General features: G+C 38.8%; 15 protein-coding genes. 10 read left to right on the forward strand and 5 right to left on the reverse strand.

Annotation, left to right across the window (positions count from 1 at the left end):
• Positions 1 to 37: 37 nt before the first annotated feature.
• Positions 38 to 1,690 (forward strand): recombinase family protein, encoded by a 1,653-nt coding sequence (locus tag NL643_RS16600; protein ID WP_253644847.1) that lies wholly within the window; start codon positions 38 to 40, stop codon positions 1,688 to 1,690.
• A 636-nt stretch (positions 1,691 to 2,326) separates the two neighbouring features.
• Here NL643_RS16600 and NL643_RS16605 read toward each other — a convergent pair.
• Positions 2,327 to 2,470 (reverse strand): hypothetical protein, encoded by a 144-nt coding sequence (locus tag NL643_RS16605; RefSeq protein ID WP_157178127.1) that lies wholly within the window; start codon positions 2,468 to 2,470, stop codon positions 2,327 to 2,329.
• A gap of 721 nt (positions 2,471 to 3,191) precedes the next feature.
• Between NL643_RS16605 and NL643_RS16610 the strand changes: the two genes are divergently transcribed.
• The 9 genes from NL643_RS16610 to NL643_RS16650 all read left to right on the forward strand — a co-directional run bounded on the left by NL643_RS16610 (position 3,192) and on the right by NL643_RS16650 (position 11,248).
• On the forward strand, positions 3,192 to 5,678 hold the full coding sequence (locus tag NL643_RS16610) for a hypothetical protein (protein ID WP_253644848.1): 2,487 nt from the start codon (positions 3,192 to 3,194) through the stop codon (positions 5,676 to 5,678).
• Positions 5,671 to 5,907, forward strand: a complete 237-nt coding sequence (locus tag NL643_RS16615; protein ID WP_253644849.1) for a hypothetical protein — start codon at positions 5,671 to 5,673, stop codon at positions 5,905 to 5,907. The genes NL643_RS16610 and NL643_RS16615 overlap by 8 nt, the downstream gene beginning before the upstream one ends.
• A gap of 392 nt (positions 5,908 to 6,299) precedes the next feature.
• Positions 6,300 to 6,632 carry a hypothetical protein gene (locus NL643_RS16620; protein ID WP_086582438.1) on the forward strand — a complete coding sequence of 111 codons (333 nt, stop codon included), beginning with the start codon at positions 6,300 to 6,302 and terminating at the stop codon, positions 6,630 to 6,632.
• A gap of 53 nt (positions 6,633 to 6,685) precedes the next feature.
• Positions 6,686 to 6,946 carry an ATPase gene (locus NL643_RS16625; protein ID WP_253644850.1) on the forward strand — a complete coding sequence of 87 codons (261 nt, stop codon included), beginning with the start codon at positions 6,686 to 6,688 and terminating at the stop codon, positions 6,944 to 6,946.
• A 689-nt stretch (positions 6,947 to 7,635) separates the two neighbouring features.
• Entirely contained in the window at positions 7,636 to 8,283 is a 648-nt protein-coding gene (locus NL643_RS16630; RefSeq protein WP_253644851.1) for a hypothetical protein, read from the forward strand.
• A 14-nt stretch (positions 8,284 to 8,297) separates the two neighbouring features.
• A complete protein-coding gene (locus NL643_RS16635) occupies positions 8,298 to 9,035 on the forward strand; it encodes a hypothetical protein (RefSeq protein ID WP_122015991.1) in 738 nt (245 codons plus the stop codon).
• Between the two features lie 461 nt (positions 9,036 to 9,496).
• A complete protein-coding gene (locus tag NL643_RS16640; protein WP_213968031.1) occupies positions 9,497 to 10,201 on the forward strand; it encodes a hypothetical protein in 705 nt (234 codons plus the stop codon).
• A 7-nt stretch (positions 10,202 to 10,208) separates the two neighbouring features.
• Positions 10,209 to 10,628 (forward strand): AAA family ATPase, encoded by a 420-nt coding sequence (locus NL643_RS16645; protein ID WP_213968035.1) that lies wholly within the window; start codon positions 10,209 to 10,211, stop codon positions 10,626 to 10,628.
• Positions 10,625 to 11,248, forward strand: a complete 624-nt coding sequence (locus NL643_RS16650) for a hypothetical protein (RefSeq protein WP_122015993.1) — start codon at positions 10,625 to 10,627, stop codon at positions 11,246 to 11,248. Before NL643_RS16645 ends, NL643_RS16650 begins: the two co-directional genes overlap by 4 nt.
• A 70-nt stretch (positions 11,249 to 11,318) precedes the next feature.
• Here the strand turns inward: NL643_RS16650 and brxL are convergent, their stop codons facing one another.
• The 4 genes from brxL to NL643_RS16670 form a co-directional block, all read right to left on the reverse strand.
• A complete protein-coding gene (gene brxL, locus NL643_RS16655) occupies positions 11,319 to 13,358 on the reverse strand; it encodes a protease Lon-related BREX system protein BrxL (protein WP_206514138.1) in 2,040 nt (679 codons plus the stop codon).
• 144 nt (positions 13,359 to 13,502) lie between these two features.
• Positions 13,503 to 16,283, reverse strand: coding sequence for a BREX-1 system phosphatase PglZ type A (gene pglZ / locus NL643_RS16660; protein WP_253644852.1), 2,781 nt, complete (start codon positions 16,281 to 16,283; stop codon positions 13,503 to 13,505).
• A gap of 79 nt (positions 16,284 to 16,362) precedes the next feature.
• Positions 16,363 to 16,785, reverse strand: a complete 423-nt coding sequence (locus NL643_RS16665; RefSeq protein WP_253644853.1) for a DUF3944 domain-containing protein — start codon at positions 16,783 to 16,785, stop codon at positions 16,363 to 16,365.
• A 69-nt stretch (positions 16,786 to 16,854) separates the two neighbouring features.
• Positions 16,855 to 18,789, reverse strand: coding sequence for a DUF262 domain-containing protein (locus tag NL643_RS16670; RefSeq protein ID WP_253644854.1), 1,935 nt, complete (start codon positions 18,787 to 18,789; stop codon positions 16,855 to 16,857).
• Positions 18,790 to 18,826 lie beyond the last annotated feature (37 nt).

Genomic DNA, 18,826 nt, shown 5'->3' on the forward strand with positions numbered 1-18,826 from the left:
TAGACTACATGTTTTATAGGCTTATCGAGAGTTAGTTATGAGCAAATACCATCTTTATCATCGTGTCAGTAAAGTTGTCCAAAGTGAAGAAGGACACGGTATTGACCGTCAACAACAGAGCAGTGAAGTTTGGATTGAAAATCATAACAAGAAACGAGTTGATAATGGTTTGCCGAGTTATAGCCGTGGACAGATATACGAAGATAGAGGGCGCAGTGGGTATACAGCAGCTAACTTGAAAATGGGAGAGCTTGGTCAACTCATGAGTGATATTGAGCGCGGCTTTATAGCGGAAGGCGACATTATTGTTATAGAACTGATTGACAGATTTAGCCGAGCCAAGCCCGACTTTGTGCGTAAGCAGTTTGAAAAAATTTTGTCAGCGGGTGTGAAGATAGCGATTACAAAATGGGATATTGTCTTTGAAGAGGATATGCAAGGGATTGAAGGAGTAAGTGCAAGAGTATTGCTTGAGATTAGCATCTACCTTGCGAACCAAGAATCGTCCCAGAAAAGCGCAAGGATTCGAGCAAGCAATAAAACAATGAAAGAGAAGGGATTAAAGCATATAGCTAAAACACCCATCTGGCTGGCTCGTTCATATGACCGAAAGGGTCATGAAGTTATTCCTCAAAATGCTGAGATTGTTCAGAAGATCTTTGAGCTGAAATTGGAGCATGGTTGGGGAGCTTTAAGAATCATGAATCACTTAAGAGCGTTAGAGGCAAAGGGCAAGCTAAAAGGTTTTGTTGCGGTGGATAATAAACCAAATCTAATTTTAGCGAGATATACATACAATGATGAGGGGGAGTTAGTTCAAGGGGCGTTGAATTCTCCTCTTACTGAATCCACAGTTAATGCAATTTTGCGGAATAAGAATGTGATCGGCTCATTGAATGATCAACCAATTTACTATCCGCCAATTGTAGATGAAGCTGTATATTATGCAGTGCAAAAAACGTTTGATACCAACACTGGTGGCGGAGGTAGCGGTCAATTCAATAATGTTTTTCGTAATATTGGAGTATGTGGGTGGCCTGACGAACGGGGTAACAAGTGTGGATACTCGTTGGCGTATGAACGAAGAACAGGAACTAAACCGCCCAAAGGAATGTATCTCAAGTGCAATAACAAGAGGAAACGTCATCGTTGCAAAGCGAAAAACGTCAACTATTTTCAAGCTCAAAACACAGTCTATGCAGTATTAAAAGAGATCAAATATGAAGTGGGCAGCTCGATTGATATTTCAGCATTAGAAGCGAAAAGAGATGAAAAAATCAAACAATTAGATACTGTTAGGGAATATATGATCAAATTCCCTTCTGATCCGAGCTGGGAAAAGGATTACGAAGAGTTGCTTGCCAAGGAAGCTCTTATCACCGAAGAAATCGAAAATGCCAAAGCAAGAGTAACAGGGACATTAAAAGACCTAAACTTAGACCTCAGTAGATCAGAAGACAGATTCAGATTTAATCAAATAATGAAAGATTATAAAATTAGAGTTGTCTTTTGCGAAATGCAGATGGTGGTTAAGATCGGAGTTTGGCACGATTTTGAAATCAGAATCCCGTATAATTACACGGAAAGAGATGTTAGCAAGTTTGTTGTAAATGTAAAAGACAACATGAAAGGCGTTATATTGAGAAAGGGACGAATACCAAGCTTAATATTAGCATCAGGAAAACTGTAAGTGCTTGTACAATCAATAGCTCGTTATATTCAATAGAAATACTTAAACTCAGTTGTCATTTCAGATGAATTGTTGGTCGAGAACGCTACTTACGGTATGGATAAGAATTTATTTGCTAAAAATACTAACTTTATCTAGATGAGGAAGAGTTACGTAGAGAGGTAGAGGCTACTTTAGCTGAACTCTGAGAATGTTCCCCATAGATAGCAGACAGTACAAAATTTATGCCTAGTGTGAAAAGCCAGAGAGCGCTTGTTCTCTGACCTATGTCTATGAGCATAATCATAAATCGGTTCAGGCTTGTCGTTAGTTTCTTATGGGCATCGTCCACTTTTTGGAGGCATCTTGGAACGCTAGAAAGCTTACCCCAAGAGTTGCCCAGGAGCGGCTGATTTGAGGGTATAACGCACTCTGAATCAGTCTTTTAAGTGGTTGTTTTTTGCTCTCGTTTATTTAAATTCAAATAGCTTGGGGAACAAAATGGGGAAGAGTAGTCAAAGAGATGATTTAATTGCATTTTTTTGATGTTTCCCACATTGTTTTTTCGATTCAACTGTGTAACGGGGAACTGAACCGAGATCTGAATCTTGAAGCGCTAGAACTTGCGATAGCAGCACGATCTAGTAAATGATCTGATTAACGATCTAACTTGTCTGATTGCTTGTCTTTAACTTCTTCAAGTCGAATTCTTACTGTTCTAACTATATCAGCAAGACGCAGCATTTTTGCTCGACTAGTGTGACCGATCTTATCGCTCTGCTTCTTAGCTTGTCTCATCATAAACCTTCTAGATGATTTGGGATGGTCGGTATTATATCTCATTCTACTTGCGTATACCCCTACCTGTGATTTGTGCGTTCTTTTAGCTATTTTTAAAACTCAAGTTCGAAAGTGCTCTTAGCCCTTGTTCCATAAGGCTTTGGGTGCGACAGAAAAATATTATTTTATATAAGAAAAAGAGAAAAAGTTGTCGCACTAGAAAGAGCTGAACTGTGAGGTTTCAACTAGGAAGGAGTTCTTCCTAGTTCGATTGAAGGAGCGGAGAGAGCTAAGGAACAGAAGTGTTAACTACTTCGCAGTTAACTTTCCCTAGTTTGTTTGTCTTCTTTGATTTTTTATTCGTTATTCATGCATATTAAGTTTTTTGAGTTTAGAAACTGGCTTTTATCTATTTTTAAGTTCTAATTTGCTTTGAAGCCTTGCTAGTTAAGGGCTTAGGTATGGACTATGTTTTACTTATTTTATATACAAATCAACACTACATAGTCCATAGTTTAGTGTGAATAAAAAACTAGCAAGAGATAAGAACAGATAGAACAAGCAAACATGCGAAGCATTTTGCGTAAAATAAAAACAAAGTTATCATGTATAATAAAGGAATAATAACCACTTTTAATTGCTGTATTAATATAAATTATAACTTGTAAGGTGAAAATAATTCACTTACTCTGAAAGAGTAAAGTATAATTATAATCCCCGTAGAGGGAAGGCAGTTTTTAAAATGACGTACAGTTGTATTAAAGGAGAAAGTGCAGTAGACACTCAACTCTTCATATCATCAGATGATGAAACACTTCTAACTAAAGCAGAAGAATTCAATTCTACAGACAGAATAGTAGTAACATCTCAAAACAATCTTGTTTTAACTATCAGAAAGCATGAAGCTAAAGATAAAGTAATTACAGCTATTCATTTCGACTTCAAAGCTAAGTATGCATCAAGCATTGCTCTTACTGCGATTAAGCATAAGCTAAATATGCACGACATAAGCACTGACACAAGAATTACCACTGGTAACAGTGATGTAGGTTTTGCGAAATATGTGTGCGAAGCTTTTAATCACTTCAACTCTGAGTTGCTTCTCAGAGAGAGCGCAAAGTCTGTCAAATCTCTAGTTCCTTCAGTAATTTCATCAGATGAAGAAGCGGTGAAAAGCTTAATTGAGTGGACTGGCGTTAGTACAGAAAAAGCAGAAGCTATCTACGAAGAATCTCATTCTGACCTGATGGAAGAAATCATCAAATCTGTCACTCTTACCGCTGACCACAACACATTCACACTGCACGACATGAAAATGGAAGTTTTTGCTCAGAACCAGCGTAACGTGGTTGTTCTACGCTCACCGACAGGAACATGCAAAACTGAGTTTGCAAAAGCTCTAATTGAAAGAGAAGCAAGCAAAGGACGCAAGACAGCCACTATAACTGGTCTTATCGCTGTGGTTAAACAGCATACTCCTGCTAATGTTGCTTCAGCGTTTTATGATGAACAAATGCATGTCATTGAAAATGCGAGTCACTTGAGTGCTACGGTCAACTCTCTTACCAATGCTTTTACAGCAGAGACAGTAAAAGAAGCAGACACCATCATCATTGATGAGTGCGAGAAGGTTTTACAGTCCATCTTCGATCCGCGCTCTGGCTATATCAGCGAGTTAGCTAAAAGAACGATTAGAGCAGAACTAGCTCAAGCTATAAGAAGCAACAAGAAAGTTATTTTTATGGACGCCGATGCTACTGACGCGATTTCTGTGAGATATGCAAAAGCTTTTGGTCGCAAAGTCAAAACTGTGAACATGTGTAAAAACGTATACAGAGATATCGCTACTACTGTCGAAAGCATCGAGATGATGAATCAAGAGCTAATAGCTAAAAAATTACTTGATAAAAATCCCATGTTCATTGCTTGCGACAGAAAAAGCGAAATCGACCGCCTGGTCGAGCAGTCAGGCTACACAAACGCTAGAGGCAAGGCTGACTACAATAAAGCGCTGAAAGCAGGAATCCTAGTCTTACACAGCGAAAATAAGAGCGGGAAAGCGCAACGTGCATTTCTTAAGAATCCTAATCAAGAAATTGTTAAATATCGTACTGTTATTGTATCACCTTGCTTAAAAGAAGGTTTCAGCATTACAGCGCATCATGCTGAAGAAGTCATAGTGCTTTGTAATCGCGTTCTTCTGCCAACCGCATTGATTCAGCTAGCAAGAAGACTTAGAACAGCTATTAGATTGACTTTTACTGTACCAACATTTTCACAAGTGGCTGCTTACACTGATTACCGTGCTGACGCAATTGAGGGCAATATCATTAGTGAATTAGAAGCTGAGTTTCTGGTTCGAGAAGAATTACTTAAAAGTAATCTTCGATTTACACTAGCTAAAACACTACAGCTACTTGGCTTTAATGTTGAGCGTGTTGATGTTGATTTTGAAGAAATTAAGGCAGCTTCAAAAGCAGATAAGGTATCAAAAGAAGCTTTCGAAAAGTCAGAGATGAAAGCTACTACTGAAGCACTTAATCTCGATAATGTATCAATTGCAGAACTAAAAGAAAAAGAAGAGCTGAAAACGGATGAAAACTACGCAGTTAAGAAGTATGAGATAGCACAAAGACTGCGCATTAGCACTGAGTGTGTTGGTGAAGATGTGTATGAGTTTAACAAAGTTTTCAAAAAAGATTTCCTGAAAGCGCTGAAAGGCAACCTTCTGAACGGAGGCACTAACTCAAAAGAGGCAAAAGCTATGAAAGTTCTGGCTGACGCGCTCGGAGTTAAGGAACTTAGTGTAGACACTGAAATTGTAGTTGAAGACACCACGGCAGTTTACAACCACATCGTTGACAAACAGCACCGATCAACTTTTAACGCTGCTGGACTATGTGAACTAAAGGCAGGCAAGAAACGCTCGGACACCAAGGGCAAAAAGGCTGCATCAAGAGCACTTAAAGAAATCATGACTGCACTTGGATTTGAAGAGAAGAGAAACAGAAAGGGCAACACTACGAACGGTAAAATCTACACGTTGCACAAGCTTGCTAAGTCAGCTTTGTTTGAAAGCAATGCAATAGAAGAAATTCAAGCGCAGTTCGTTCTTGTTGATGACAAGAGAAGAGAAAGTGAAAGAGCTAGAGTTGAAGCGGAAGTTGCAGCAGAAAAAGCGGCAGTAGAAAAAACAGATAATAATAAGAAGGAAAATGAACATGCATAGTGTTAATAATTTAATCGACTCAAAACCGTTCTTGAGCGGAAATGAAGTGTCATCAATTTTAATCGAAAACGGTTACACTTATAGAAACAAAGCATCTAGCAAAGCTTTAAGTGAAATGCTATTTTGCACGCAAAGAAAAGCAATTAATATAATAAATGACGGTTTAAAAGATAAAAGCACACTAGCATTGTTTTATTTGCAATTTAATTTAGCTGGAAGTGACATTTAAGTGTTGATTATAATGTTTTAACTTGTTATGTTAAAAGTGTGAGGTGATTGTACGTCAACTCATACTTTACAAAGCTTTTAACCCTAGTTCCAACTGGGGTCTTTTTCTGCCCTGACCTGTCGCTGCTGGTTGGGGTATTTTTTATCTTAAATAAATTATCTGTTTTAGTTGAATGAGTTTAAATGAATTAAAAAAGATAATTGACATCAAATTGCCATTTTTGCCTTTTTGTGCATTATTTTAAAATAAAACAAAGATAATCATTAAAAATGATATTTATTATAATTTTTTCTATTTGCATTTATAACACAAGGTCTTATAATATAACTATACAGTGAAGGAAGGCACTTAAACACCGAAAGTTAATAATAATAATAATGGAAAATACAAAAATGAAAAATTTCAAAGAAACAGAAATCAAAGTTGAAAGCGAAAAAGAACTACTTCTATCTCTAATGACCAAAGCTGTTGCTGCTCAAAGAGAAAAGCTTATGTTAAGCGAGTGGGATGTCGATTACATGGAAGAAGAAAGCGGTTCTGTCTGCGGATTCTTCGAAGAGATCGTTTTTGGGGAAGAAGATGTATGTGAGCGAGTTTTATGGGAGTTCATCGATATTCACGAGCTATACGAGAAGTTTGATTTGATTGATTGTAGTTTTATCGATGAAGCAAGAGATATGCAGCGTGCCTTGGTTAATGAGCAAGTCTATCGCTACGACTCATAACCCTCCAATAAGCCCCTGACAGGGGCTTTAATAAAAATAACAAGAGGCACAGCATGCAACACACTAACGAAGTAATTGAATTTGCAGACAAGTATCTGTTCAAAGAAAAGCACGGATACAACAACTTAGTCATCAACCCAGTTGGCGGCATGGTTAAGCTGACAGGGCTATCTAGGAACACTGTTCAGCAAGCGTTCGCGGGAAAGAAATGCAGTAAGCTACAAGTTAAGGTTCTCGAACTTCTTGAAATCATTGTTACTGATGACAAGAAGAAAATGAAAGAGATTCGAGAGATAGCAAGAAAATATCAGTAATACCAAAAACACAAAACCTGACTCAAAAGCCCCATTGGGGCTTTTTTTAATTCTATTTAAAATGTATTCCTTGATATCTTTAAATGACATAAATTGAGTATAATTACAGATTTAATTAAAAATAAAATTTAACAATTAAAGAATGCTTATAATAAAATGGTAGTGTTAAATGTATTTAATATCTTGTGATCCAGGGATTTCTGGTGCTATCGCTATTTTTGAAGACAATGATCTAATCGATTTTTTAATATAAAAAATACAAAAGACATTAATGCAAAGAACATCATTGATTTTCACCGCACAATATCGGGAACAAGAACAGAAAAAGTGGTGCTTCTCAGTGCCACTTTATATCACTCCCCACAAGTATAGAAGGGGTTTATACTCATTCTCTAGACGGTGGGACAGTTAAAAGGTTTATTTCGATCTTGGTTACAACGTACAAAGAACTAGAAAAATTAAGGTATTAATATTGTATATATTTATAAAATAAAACATTGACTCTTTACTAAGAAGTGATTAATGTATTTCATATGTTAGCTGGCAATTGGTCTCCTATCGCTAACTAGACACTAAATGTATCGTTCTGATATCGGTGTCCTCAATAGATAATAACAGTATTAAGAAAAATAAAATTGCTTAAAGCAAAGTTTAAACTTACTTAATTCTAACTCTCTATGGAGGACATTATGTACAATTGTGATACTACTGACTTCGATCAATCTAATCATCCTTTAACTTCATCAAAACTTCATTTACACATATCTAATATTATTAATAATATCGGTATTGTTAACAATATTAATCGTAAAGAATATATATGTGACATTCCATTAATTAAATCAGTGCAACTGGCACTATTAAATAGAAAGCCAGACATGTATTTAGATTGGGAGATTAGTTACAGCCTCTCAAAATACAACTCAAACATAACTGAATATACTGAGTTAGAAAGCTATATTAGGCAAGTCTATCTTGGTACGGATTTTATGTACTTTCTCGAAAGTGATCTTAGCGGGGAACTTTCTGCTCTAAATCAGATTAAGCATATTTTGCTATATCATGGTAACAATCTCATAGTCGATGATGACTGTTTTTCTGCGTTTAAGTTTGGGCTAATCACCAAGAGCGGTTCTCATTTGTCTTGCTTATTCATAAATAGAACCTCTGATTTACAAAGCCATCATGTTAAAGGTGTAGATTATATTTTCTGCCAAGTTGATGATTTTCTTATACCTTTGTCAGAAGACATAACTAAGTGGAATTATAAGCCACATCTAAAAGTTGTCACAATTGCCACATTAGTTTCGTGGCACGAGAAGAAACTGTATTACTAGGGAAGGGAGACTATATGGAAGGATATTCTGAAACGTGCTGCTTTTGTGCGCTTAGATTTGTTTATCAACTCACACCGATAGAGAGGATATTACTGAGACAGAACCCAAGAGGTTCTCAGTTTAATAAAGAGTTGATTGAATGTTGTTTAATGATAGTTGATGGAAGAACGAAGGTGTCGGATATGAGAATAAGTGATGAGTATTTGGAGAAACTTTTTGAGCGATTTACTAAGAAGTCTGCAAGTACTGAAATTGGTAACTATATAATTGACCAGGATAATGGGCGGTGCATCACGATTGATTACGATGCCTACCAATTACATTTTCAAGATATAAAAACTGATTTTGATTATCAGAACCGAAACATGAGTCACGGTACTACGTTATTAAACGTCAACATACCGTCGTATGGTGTAATGTCAAAGTTGAAAGTGAAAGATAGGTTAGAGATGATCCCGCACTCCGCTGAGTCATTAGCAGTCACGTTTTCGAAATCAAAACCCTCTTGGATTTTGAAAAGTTTCGATGCAATCAGATTTTCAAATTCAGAAAAAAGTAGCGCTCTTATAGCTAAATTCCTGACTGCTGATGGTTGTGAGACTAGATTTATTTTTAGCATTTATGCATCTCACGTTAAGACTAATCGAGAAAACTTGGATGTAATATGCTTAATCGATGACCGTGAATACGAGGTTTGTAGTCACGGACAAAAGCAAATGAATGCAATCTCAATAATTGATTTGTTGATTTAAAGGGGAATTGCTGCGTAAGGTAGACAGGGCAGTATGATTTATCATACTGCTTTTTCTAAAGTAACGTTGCTCCCGAAATCTCTGGTATCGTTCTCTCTGACTGATCTAGGCCGAAGGTTTTTCCACTAATTATGACCAATGCTTATGCTTTAATTATACATAAACGTAAGTAAAAAATGCTATTTTGGAATTTTTCGCTTTAATAAATGGTTTTTTCTGTTGACTTTGTATTGGATGTGGTGGTAGCTTTTATAGCGTTCCACTGAGGAAGCTCTATGGACTCAATAATAATATAACAACTTAGATAATAAAATAATACGTTGGATGTGTATTTCTATAAAAGTACTTGAAACAGCATCTAAAGATACGTGCCAAAATGACTAAAAATTAGTCAGAAAGTTTGGTGTTTGAACTAAGTTATCAAACTCAATAATGAGTTTATATTATTAATGGAGTCCATCATGGATATTTTTAACACAGAAAAACAGTTCACTTCTTTCTTCCTAGATCTTGATGGGGAGAAATTGAATTCTCTTTTAGAGTCCTCCAACGCCCATCTCATAGTTACGTCTTGCGACGGTACTCCACTCCTAGATGATGTATCAGGTCAATATCAGATAAGACTCTTTGTCGATTTAGAACTAGTTGCTATTTGTAATGCTGATGAGTGCTACGGTATTAGCGACTTAGAGCTACATCCGTCTTTTGCTAATCATAGGCAACTTATAACCCAACTTTTTTCTGGGTATTTGCTTGCTCCAGAGTTTTTGTTCGAAATCAGTGAGTTTAATACTATCTCATTGATAGTACGACAATTATTGCGAGATGGTCAATACGCAGTTCACACTCTTAATGGTGATGAAGTTCTTCTTCTACACGATTATGGAGACATCGCTGCGTTGAGTTTTTCCGCCGAAGACCAAAAGGTATCATTTACATCTAAATTAGTCATTGGCAACGCAATTTATAGTGACAAACTAACCTCTGAAATACTCGATTCGTTTGGTGCCAAGGTTCAAGTACTGACCAAGCAAGTTAAAGCAGACCTTGTAGAAAAGGTTAAGACTCTGAATGAAGATCTTCGCTTCAATCGTGTTCCTCGTGCCATGTTGATGACTAAAGAACCGTTATTTGTATCGTCAATTCTCAAAGAAGGTCAGGTATAAGATGGTGATCAACGGGCAAAAACTTACTCTAGTGAGAGGTATCCCAGGCTCTGGGAAGTCAACGCACGCTAAGACTTTAGATGCAAAGTTGGTTGAGGCTGATCAGTTTTTCATCGATAAAGATGGCCTATATCAATACGATAATGCTCAGATTAAGAATGCACATAACTGGTGCAAGCTTGAAACTACCCGTCTTTTGAAAGCTGGTTTCAATGTTGTTGTTGCCAACACGTTCGTGAAAAACTGGGAAATGAAATTCTATCAAAACCTAGCGAATGACATGGAGCTGGCCTTTGAGGTGATTGAAGTGAAGGGGAGTTATCAGAATGTACATGGTGTGCCTGATTCCGTGGTTGAACGCATGGCTTCTCAGTTTGAAACGCTTCACTCAAGCTTTGTAACTACAACAAGAGGTTACGCAGCATGAGTAAGATTGAAGTAAGATTTAGTAACATCCAAAAAAATGAATACGAAAGCTACGAAGCATTGGTATGGGCGAGTGTTGAGAGTGATACTATCAAGTGGGAAGGTGAGCTTACCGTTCAGTTAGTGGATGGTGAGTTTGATTGTTACTGTCAAATTTATTCTTGCGATATCAGTCATGATGACTGCCTTAGGGATAATTACAGAGATACTGATGAATTAGGTATCTTTGACGAAGAGCTAATGACCAGATTCTTTGAAGAAGTTGTCGCTGAAGCCGAGCAAGGCTTTTCGGAAGAATGCACTCTTGATGCACTGTTAGAGGAAAGTTGTGGGTTGAAGCTAAATGAATCTTCTACAAGTGCTGCTGGCTGTGGAATCGTGGGCGGCTTCCATTTAGAGAAATACACCGAAGCCGATGGAGATAAGGTTTTACTCGTAGCAATCGACTCTGAAGCAAACGGCGATCGCATGATCAATCGTACCAAAGTGTTTGATAGTGAAGAAGAGTACGATGAATATGTAGAGGACTGTAGTGAAATGAACGGGCGTCAGCTATATTGGAATGATGGGAATTTCGCACTACAGATGTATATGAAAATGGTTGATTGTGAGTACGATTGATTCAATTCACTAAGTTAGTTCGATTAGATACAGAAGCGATCAAAATGATCGCTTCTTTTTGTTTGTTAGCTTAACTAACCCCAAGCGCTTTATACACCGCATCAACAGGATCACTATAAAAGCTGACTTGAAACTTAGTAAATGTCTCCGCTGGCACTGTAGGAATATCAGTAGCAGAAGCCATTGGAATAAGGATCTTTGTTGCACCAGCTTCAAGTGCTACTTGCATAGAACCTGCCAAATCCTGCACAGGATTTAACACTCCACCAAGTGTCATAGAGCCGAGTACAACCATTGATTCCTGCATTGGTTTCCCAAGAAGGATAGAGCAGTTCGCAATCAATGATGAGAGGCTAGAACTATGTGAGTTACCAGACATCTGTAGGTCGACAAAGTGTAAGTGGAACTCATGATCAGAATATTGATTGTTTGCTGCGATGCGCGACAAGTTACCTTTGAAATACTCAAATCCCACTTTCACTTGCTCTTTTGCTTCGGTATCTGATCCTAAACCTGAAGTGGTTAGCTTACCATGGCCCGCCGTTTTTTGAGTTTCAATTCGGAATACGCCGAGCTTGCCAGCAGTACCAGGGCTAACGAAGTGAACAACGCCAGCATTAGGCATGCCTGGTGGGATAATCTGCGAACCACCTTGCTCTGGAACGTTTACAAAGAACTCTTCAAGCGACTCATTATCGATGTAAGAGAAGTTGACATCGAAGAACTCCATCCCACCAATTTTTTTGAGCTGTTCTTTCACTCGACGTCGCACTTCAAGGGCATACGTCAAACATGTACGTACGTCTTCTTTAGAGTACTCGCCATGGGGTACTAGAAGTTTTAATAGACCTGATGTTGTTCTACGAACGGCTATTACGTCACGTTGATTTAGGTTATTACCCAACTTAAAGAACTTATCGATAGCATCCGCAAAGCCATGTTTTCGCATCTCTCGCATGTACTCTGCGAGATAATCTGTGATTAAACCATAACGGTTGGTAAAGAACTCTGGTCTCATCTTAGGGATTTCCCAACCAGGAATATAGGCATGGAAGCGGTCAAAGAATGCTGAGTCAATCATCTCGGTAGGGAAAGGGGCCAGTAAGTGACTGGTTTTAACTAAAGTCTCAACGCTTTGGTCGATGTTGCCCACAAAAACCATAGAAGCTTTTGCTTCAATAGAGTCACGACCACGACTAAATGATCCTGAAGCCATATAGTCTTTCATGATCTGCACGCCATCTTTGTCTTTAAAACGAATCCCAGCGACTTCGTCAAAAGCGACGATATCCCACATGCCAACAAGACCGACCTGGCGGCTCGACATATTGTAGAAAAGGTTTGCTACCGTAGTTTGACCACCAGAAACGAGTAGGGAGTTTGGAGAACATTCTTTATATACGTGCGATTTACCCGTACCGCGAGGGCCAAGCTCACACACGTTGTAGTTGTTTTCGACAAAAGGAATCATTCGAGCAAGAATATGCCATTTTGCGCGTTGCTCTAAGTTAGTAGGTTCCATACCAATAGAACGAAGGAGCAAGTCGAGCCATTGATCCATGGTAAAGTTACGTCGAGCATTAAACACTTCATCCATATTCATAGAAGGCATTTGAATTGCTTTTAGTCCCAGAACAGAAAATGGCGAGGTTTTCTGACCTTCTTCAAAGAAGTAGCTCAACGTTACGATACACCAGATCCCTCCAGTTAAGAGCTTTTCATTCTCTTTGACCATACTTGCAGGGATAACGGCGTCTTTGATACCAAGGTTAGATAGGCTTGCCTCATATACGTCTTTCTTTTGGTTGAGCTTAACCGATATCTTATCAATGACTTTATGTGTACCGCGTTCACGTATGAGAGATTTAACCTTTTCAGCTTCATCAGGTCGAACGTAGTTATCCGTTAAGATTTTCTTAACGCGTCCCATTCCTGCTTCGATAAGATCGTCATCGGTTGCCGAACAGTACATACCAAGCAGATATTCAAGGACGTAAACGGGGACGTTTGCCCCTTCTTTAAGCTGTTTCGTTAAGTCTTTGCGAACAACGCGTCCTTTGAACTCAGTGGTCATGAGATCGTCTAAGTCGACATCTCGAACATCTTTGATTTCTTGTGCAATGACCTCTTCCAGAGAAAGGGGGCTTTCATCAGGTTGTGGAGAAGTGTCATTTTCTTCATTGTCAAAATGATGGTAGTGATGAACTTCCGTTGCTTTACTATCGTTGTTATCGTCAATCATGAATAAGTTCCGTTAAAAAAGATCATCAAAATCGTCTTGGATTGCCAAGTCGATTGTTACCGAATGAGTTGCGTAGCGGTCACCCTGCTCACTATCCCACATGATTAGTTTATATGGGGTAGTTCGATCGAAGTTGCTGCCGTTTAGCGTCAGTATCGCATTGCGTTTGCGTTCATCAGAATTTGAGGCTGAAGAGTCAAACAGTATCTGTGCTTTGTTTGAAACAACAGTGCCTTCAGGGTCTTCTATCCAAATATTTAGGTTACGTTCTTTAAATTGATCGCCAACGGCATTGGTTTGTAAGAACTCAATTTTCTCACTAAGTGTAACAATACGAAGCCCATTACTAAGTGGCACTACACCTACTTTTTGTTTTGCAGTTGTCTTTTGCTTGGTCGTTTTCAAGTGCTCTATACGAAGAACTGGAACACAAATCTCTTGTGGCATTATTCCACCGTGAATGAACTTAGCACCACCCACAAAGTTAAAGCGGTTTGAGCCGCGAGGAACAATAAACTCGGCTTGGTCACCATTGGCAGACAACTTAGCCGTTACGGCCATGTCACCTTTCCAATAGAAACTGTCTTCTGGAAGCTTCTGTCCGATGAGGTAGCGCTTTTTAGCTTCAATTGTGCCATGTGGTTTTACGGAGAGTGCCGTCTTATCAGATTCAACAACATCGCTAGATTTAAACAAAAATCCGTGGTCGGCAGTCACAAGGATGCGATTACCGTTTAGTTTATTGATAACTCTTTCAACCAGTAATCTCACTTGCTCAATACCATCTGCACAAGCATCAAATGTCTGGTTTTCTGTAGCGGCTTTATCGCCAATAGCATCAATCTGGTCGTGGTAAATATAAACAACACGAGCATCAGCTACCGCTTTTCGACCTTCTTCGTTTGTCCAATTTATGACATCAGACGCTTTCACAGCCATACCGTGATATTTTTCTAGTATTGCATGGCGGTTATCTAAGCCATGAACACTTAAACCGTCAGCTTTGTATTTGATGTCCTTACCAATATGGGCGGTTAGCTCTTGATGAGGAAGAAGCGATGCCATCCCAAGCTGGGTATAACTAGGAACTACACCAAGCTGAGACTTAATGACAGACTTAAAGCGTTTTTCTTTGTTTATTTTTTCATGTATTTCGTGGGCAACTTCATAACGAAGAGCGTCACTCACAATGACAAATACACGTTTGATCTGGCTTGACTGGAAGATACGTTCCACTTCATTTTTATAGAAGTCATATTGATTAAAGACGCCACTGAGCTTCCATGTATCTAGTAGGTTTTCTAGATCGACATGTTTTCCCCAGGCGATAGCCAAATCGTGTAAGTACCAATTGACATATAAGTCTTCGATGTCTTCGACAAGTTTTAGCTTTTTCAAAATATCTGAGCCTTGATGGGCAACATGGCTCGCATTTTCAAAGAAGTTTCGGTAAGCAGTATCGAAAAGGAAAAGTTCTTGCTCATAAGCCCTGTAAAGTTCTTTTGCTGAGCTGAAATCAAACCCATCAATGTACTTAGTTCTTAGCGTATAAAACTGCTTGGCTGATTTGATAGCTAAATATACATTCTTATATTTAGTATCTACAAATTCAGTCTTAACGTGGCACCAATGCGTAGTAAGCCTATGTGACACCAGGCTGTTTATCTCTTCGCTACTTAACGATGAGATGTTATTGACGAGTAAGATAGATAATTGTTTATCTGCAAACTCAAAGGTCTCAACTAGTTTTAGCTTTTTCGGGGTATCAATAAGTCTTAACTTGTCGGAAATCTCATAATCTCGCTCTATCTGACGAGCAAGGCGATTGTAGTTATCTTGATGAATGCGGCTTTCTCTTAGTTGAATAACGAAGCTAACAACTTGAGCACGTCTGCCTGAATTCATACCAACACGTTCTGCCGTATACCCAGCTTCAAGCTGTTCTTGTGTTGGCATTGGTAATAGGTGTGTTGTAAATCGAGTAACTACTTCGTCGGAATTTGAGCAACCACCATTGATTAGTGACTGATAGCATTCTGTAAAGAGAAGCTTTACAGCTAATTCTTGAATCGATGGCGCTTTAGCATTTTCATCTGTTTTTTCAACGATATAACCTAATTCTTCATAAGCAAACCTCCAAAATGGTTCGCTTAAATTGAATTTATCAAGTTCGGTTAACAGTTCTTTGGATTCAAAATCGTTAGCTAGTTCAGCGAGTAAAGCTTGTAAAATAGTAACAAACGTTGGCGTTTCGATTTTTAAAGTCGCGGCGATAAGCGCTAACTCTAGTTCCCTTTCGTTAGCTGATGGTGGAAGGATCTTCTTCAATCGAGTGACACGCTGTTTATTGCCGAAAAAGGTTTTGTACTTGGCAATGACAGGTCGAAACTCCATGTTCATGCCAATATCATTCAGGATCATAGAGCTACTATCGGCATAAAACTCTTGTGCATAAAGTCGAACGTCATATAACCAGTCGCGTGTTGGTTCGTTAGGTGCTTTATTGCTATAAAGCAGAAAAGCCGTCTCTGGTTCTAGCAGTTCAATACGGTGTTTAACTTCGAGGTGTGACAACGCATCTAGATGGATTATTTTCGTACTTTCGTAAGATGAGTCTAGAGAAAGCGATCCGATAAGGTCGTTGAACTCATTGTCCGTGTCCTGCCAAAAGACAAGTCTGCTTTTTTCAAATTTGGCTAATAGCCCGCTAGTGATCTGGTCAATATTCATTGTTGTTTTGCATCGCCTAAATGTTGGCTGTGGAAAAGTGCTAACTGTTTGGGAGTTTAACACTTTATGAAGCAAAAATCGCTGAGAGCTGAAGGGGTAAAGTGAGAGATTGGTGCTTGTGTAACTGTTGCTTACGTTGAGTCTAAACAAGCACCAAATTGCATAACTCCTCTCGCTCAGCTTCAGACATTTTTTCCCAAGAGTCCGCAAATAGCTTTGCTAGAAGAGCCTGCTCAATATCAACGGCCTCAGCTTTGTAGTCTGTTTTGATGCTAAGTTTCTTGCAAACATCAATAAGAATTTCCTTATATTCAACCCCTGAACGTCTGAATAAATTAACCAACGTATCACCGCCAAAATGCTGTAGCTCACCAGCAATTTGCTGCCACACTTGTCGGTAATCGCCTTTCGCAGCTTGGAACTGCTTGTCTCCTGTTAACGTTTCGGTGTAGCGAGTTTTTCCATCTTTGTCAGTGGTAAGATAGTTAACTAAAACACCTAACATATCGTTATCTGCATAACGTAGAAGCTCTAAATCTTTATCTTGTTTGTATGTATTGCTCATTTTCTTTCTTCTAGATATTGCAAGTGAGTGCCGAGTGTATACAACGCTCGGCAACACGTTGTTACTGTTTTATGCGATCTGTTGTTCTTGTTGTTCACTCTTTACGAGAAAGTCTAAGTGAAGCAATTTGGCTTTAAACTGTTCGTCACCCAGTGAGATTCTCCAGCGTTTCTCCATAAACTCGAACAATGCGAGACCTCGGGAAAGAATAGTCTCAGGTAACCATTCCTCTAATTGAGCGATTTCATTTTCTGATGCTGAACCGTTGTAATAGCCAACGCCTGAACCGTTATTCTTCTTATCATCGAATCCATCGTTTTGCAGGCTGGAGTTCTTTGCTCGGCTTAATGGTACTAAATTACCCAATGAGTTAGCTAACCATGTTGTTTGCTCTTTGGTTAAACTTCCAAAGCGATCCTGCCAATACTGGTTAGAAGGTGTCTGTGGGAAGATATGCTCAATGGTGATCTTATCTTTGCTTGTTGCTTTAAAGTCATTCCAACCGAGTTTCATGGTCTCTTGTTTACCGCGTTTGGTTAACCAAGCGTCATATTCAAACAAGAAGTAACGTAAGCCATCCCATTTAAAGAAGCCTTGTTGCCCTAATTCATACTTTTCTGCAATGTAGCTGTGAAAGCGAGCAGGGTCGTAGTAGTAATCGACCCAACCGTTGATCGTACTGATAACCGAACTGATGGCTCGGTTGCCCTTTAATAACTCTCTAGCCATGCCAAAAAACTCAGAGTCGCCAGTATTCGAACGGCGGTGACATAGTGAGAACAGGGTAAAGTTATAGCGCTCCGCTGCGGTTAGCAAATCATTGATCTCTTCCCAAGATTGCTTGGATACAAACGCCGCGAGTAGGAGAGGTCTGAAAGCACGGAAGCTTAGACGTTGTAGCCTATCAAGTAATAGCTTGTTTTTGTCGTCATTGTAGTTAGGAAGATAGAAGTAAGGATTGTGGATGTAGAACCAATGACGAATTGATTCTTGTAAACTTTCAACGTATTCACTGATTTCTTCTACCGAAACTCGCTCTTGTTCATCTTTTGGATGAGTGACATTGCAAGCAGTGAACTTCTCGTTTAGCAGAAACTTAATGTAATCGTCCCCTTTGTTACGGCTGTACTTAAAGTACATCGTCCAATGGTTTCGTAAGAAAATGTCCTCATTAAGAGGGTGGTCAGGATTTTTCCCAAGATATTCGTACATGGTTTTCCATGCACTGTTAATTTTACTGCGTAAAACCTCATGCCCTTCATGATCATGGAAAAGTGTAGATAGGTAGATTAAGCGGTTTTTTAATAACTCAAGGCTAGTCAGAGGTTTACCACGGTTGTTCATCGTTTCGAATGTAACGAACACATCAATTTCTTCATCAATCTCATAGAGATTAAATTTGATTTTCTGAGTTAGCTTCTTAAAAACTAGTGCAATTTCGTCTTCTGCCAGCGTTGATAATTTATCTTTGAAGTACGATTTAGCCACATTAAGGTTTTGTGTGTACAGGGTTTCTTGATACTGGTTACTATGCGAGTGTTCGCCAAAAATGATGGTCTTTAGGTATTCGTCGCTAGGGTTATCTTTCTCGTAACCGAAGATGAAGCTTTGTCGCTGTCCATCGTCAGCTTTGTGTAATACATAACGACTGCGTATGGTTTCTAGCGATTGGTAATTGAGCTGTGTACTTTGGTCGACTGACTCTAAAATAGCCTGAATCAAAATCATTGATGTTGTTAAGCGTTGTTGTCCGTCAACAATGTAGAAGGGTTTAAAGCCAACTCCTTCTATAATCCATTCGTCTTGCTCCCACTTTTGCCATAATTTTTGTGTAGCAGGTTCTAGTGTCACAACACCAGTATAATGAACTCGGCTTGGATCAAGTTGAATGATGTCTTCCCAAAAGTCGTCAAGTTGCTGAGAAGACCATGCATAGCCACGTTGGTAATCAGGAATCCTGAGGATTCGACGTTCAAAAATGTCATTAAGACTTTGTAGTTTCATTGTTATTGTTCTCGGAAAGTAGAAAAAGAGCAGCCGT

It is taken from the genome of Vibrio sp. Y42_MX_L11, assembly GCF_024181785.1.
In the GTDB taxonomy this organism is placed as follows: Bacteria; Pseudomonadota; Gammaproteobacteria; order Enterobacterales; family Vibrionaceae; genus Vibrio; species Vibrio diabolicus.

Coding starts and splice junctions, on each gene's coding strand:
- NL643_RS16610 (WP_253644848.1), top strand. CDS start 3,192: ATGACGTACAGTTGTATTAAAGGAGAAAGTGCAGTAGACACTCAACTC.
- NL643_RS16665 (WP_253644853.1), bottom strand. CDS start 16,785: ATGAGCAATACATACAAACAAGATAAAGATTTAGAGCTTCTACGTTAT.
- NL643_RS16620 (WP_086582438.1), top strand. CDS start 6,300: ATGAAAAATTTCAAAGAAACAGAAATCAAAGTTGAAAGCGAAAAAGAA.
- NL643_RS16615 (WP_253644849.1), top strand. CDS start 5,671: ATGCATAGTGTTAATAATTTAATCGACTCAAAACCGTTCTTGAGCGGA.
- NL643_RS16640 (WP_213968031.1), top strand. CDS start 9,497: ATGGATATTTTTAACACAGAAAAACAGTTCACTTCTTTCTTCCTAGAT.
- NL643_RS16605 (WP_157178127.1), bottom strand. CDS start 2,470: ATGATGAGACAAGCTAAGAAGCAGAGCGATAAGATCGGTCACACTAGT.
- NL643_RS16625 (WP_253644850.1), top strand. CDS start 6,686: ATGCAACACACTAACGAAGTAATTGAATTTGCAGACAAGTATCTGTTC.
- NL643_RS16630 (WP_253644851.1), top strand. CDS start 7,636: ATGTACAATTGTGATACTACTGACTTCGATCAATCTAATCATCCTTTA.
- NL643_RS16635 (WP_122015991.1), top strand. CDS start 8,298: ATGGAAGGATATTCTGAAACGTGCTGCTTTTGTGCGCTTAGATTTGTT.
- NL643_RS16600 (WP_253644847.1), top strand. CDS start 38: ATGAGCAAATACCATCTTTATCATCGTGTCAGTAAAGTTGTCCAAAGT.
- NL643_RS16670 (WP_253644854.1), bottom strand. CDS start 18,789: ATGAAACTACAAAGTCTTAATGACATTTTTGAACGTCGAATCCTCAGG.
- NL643_RS16650 (WP_122015993.1), top strand. CDS start 10,625: ATGAGTAAGATTGAAGTAAGATTTAGTAACATCCAAAAAAATGAATAC.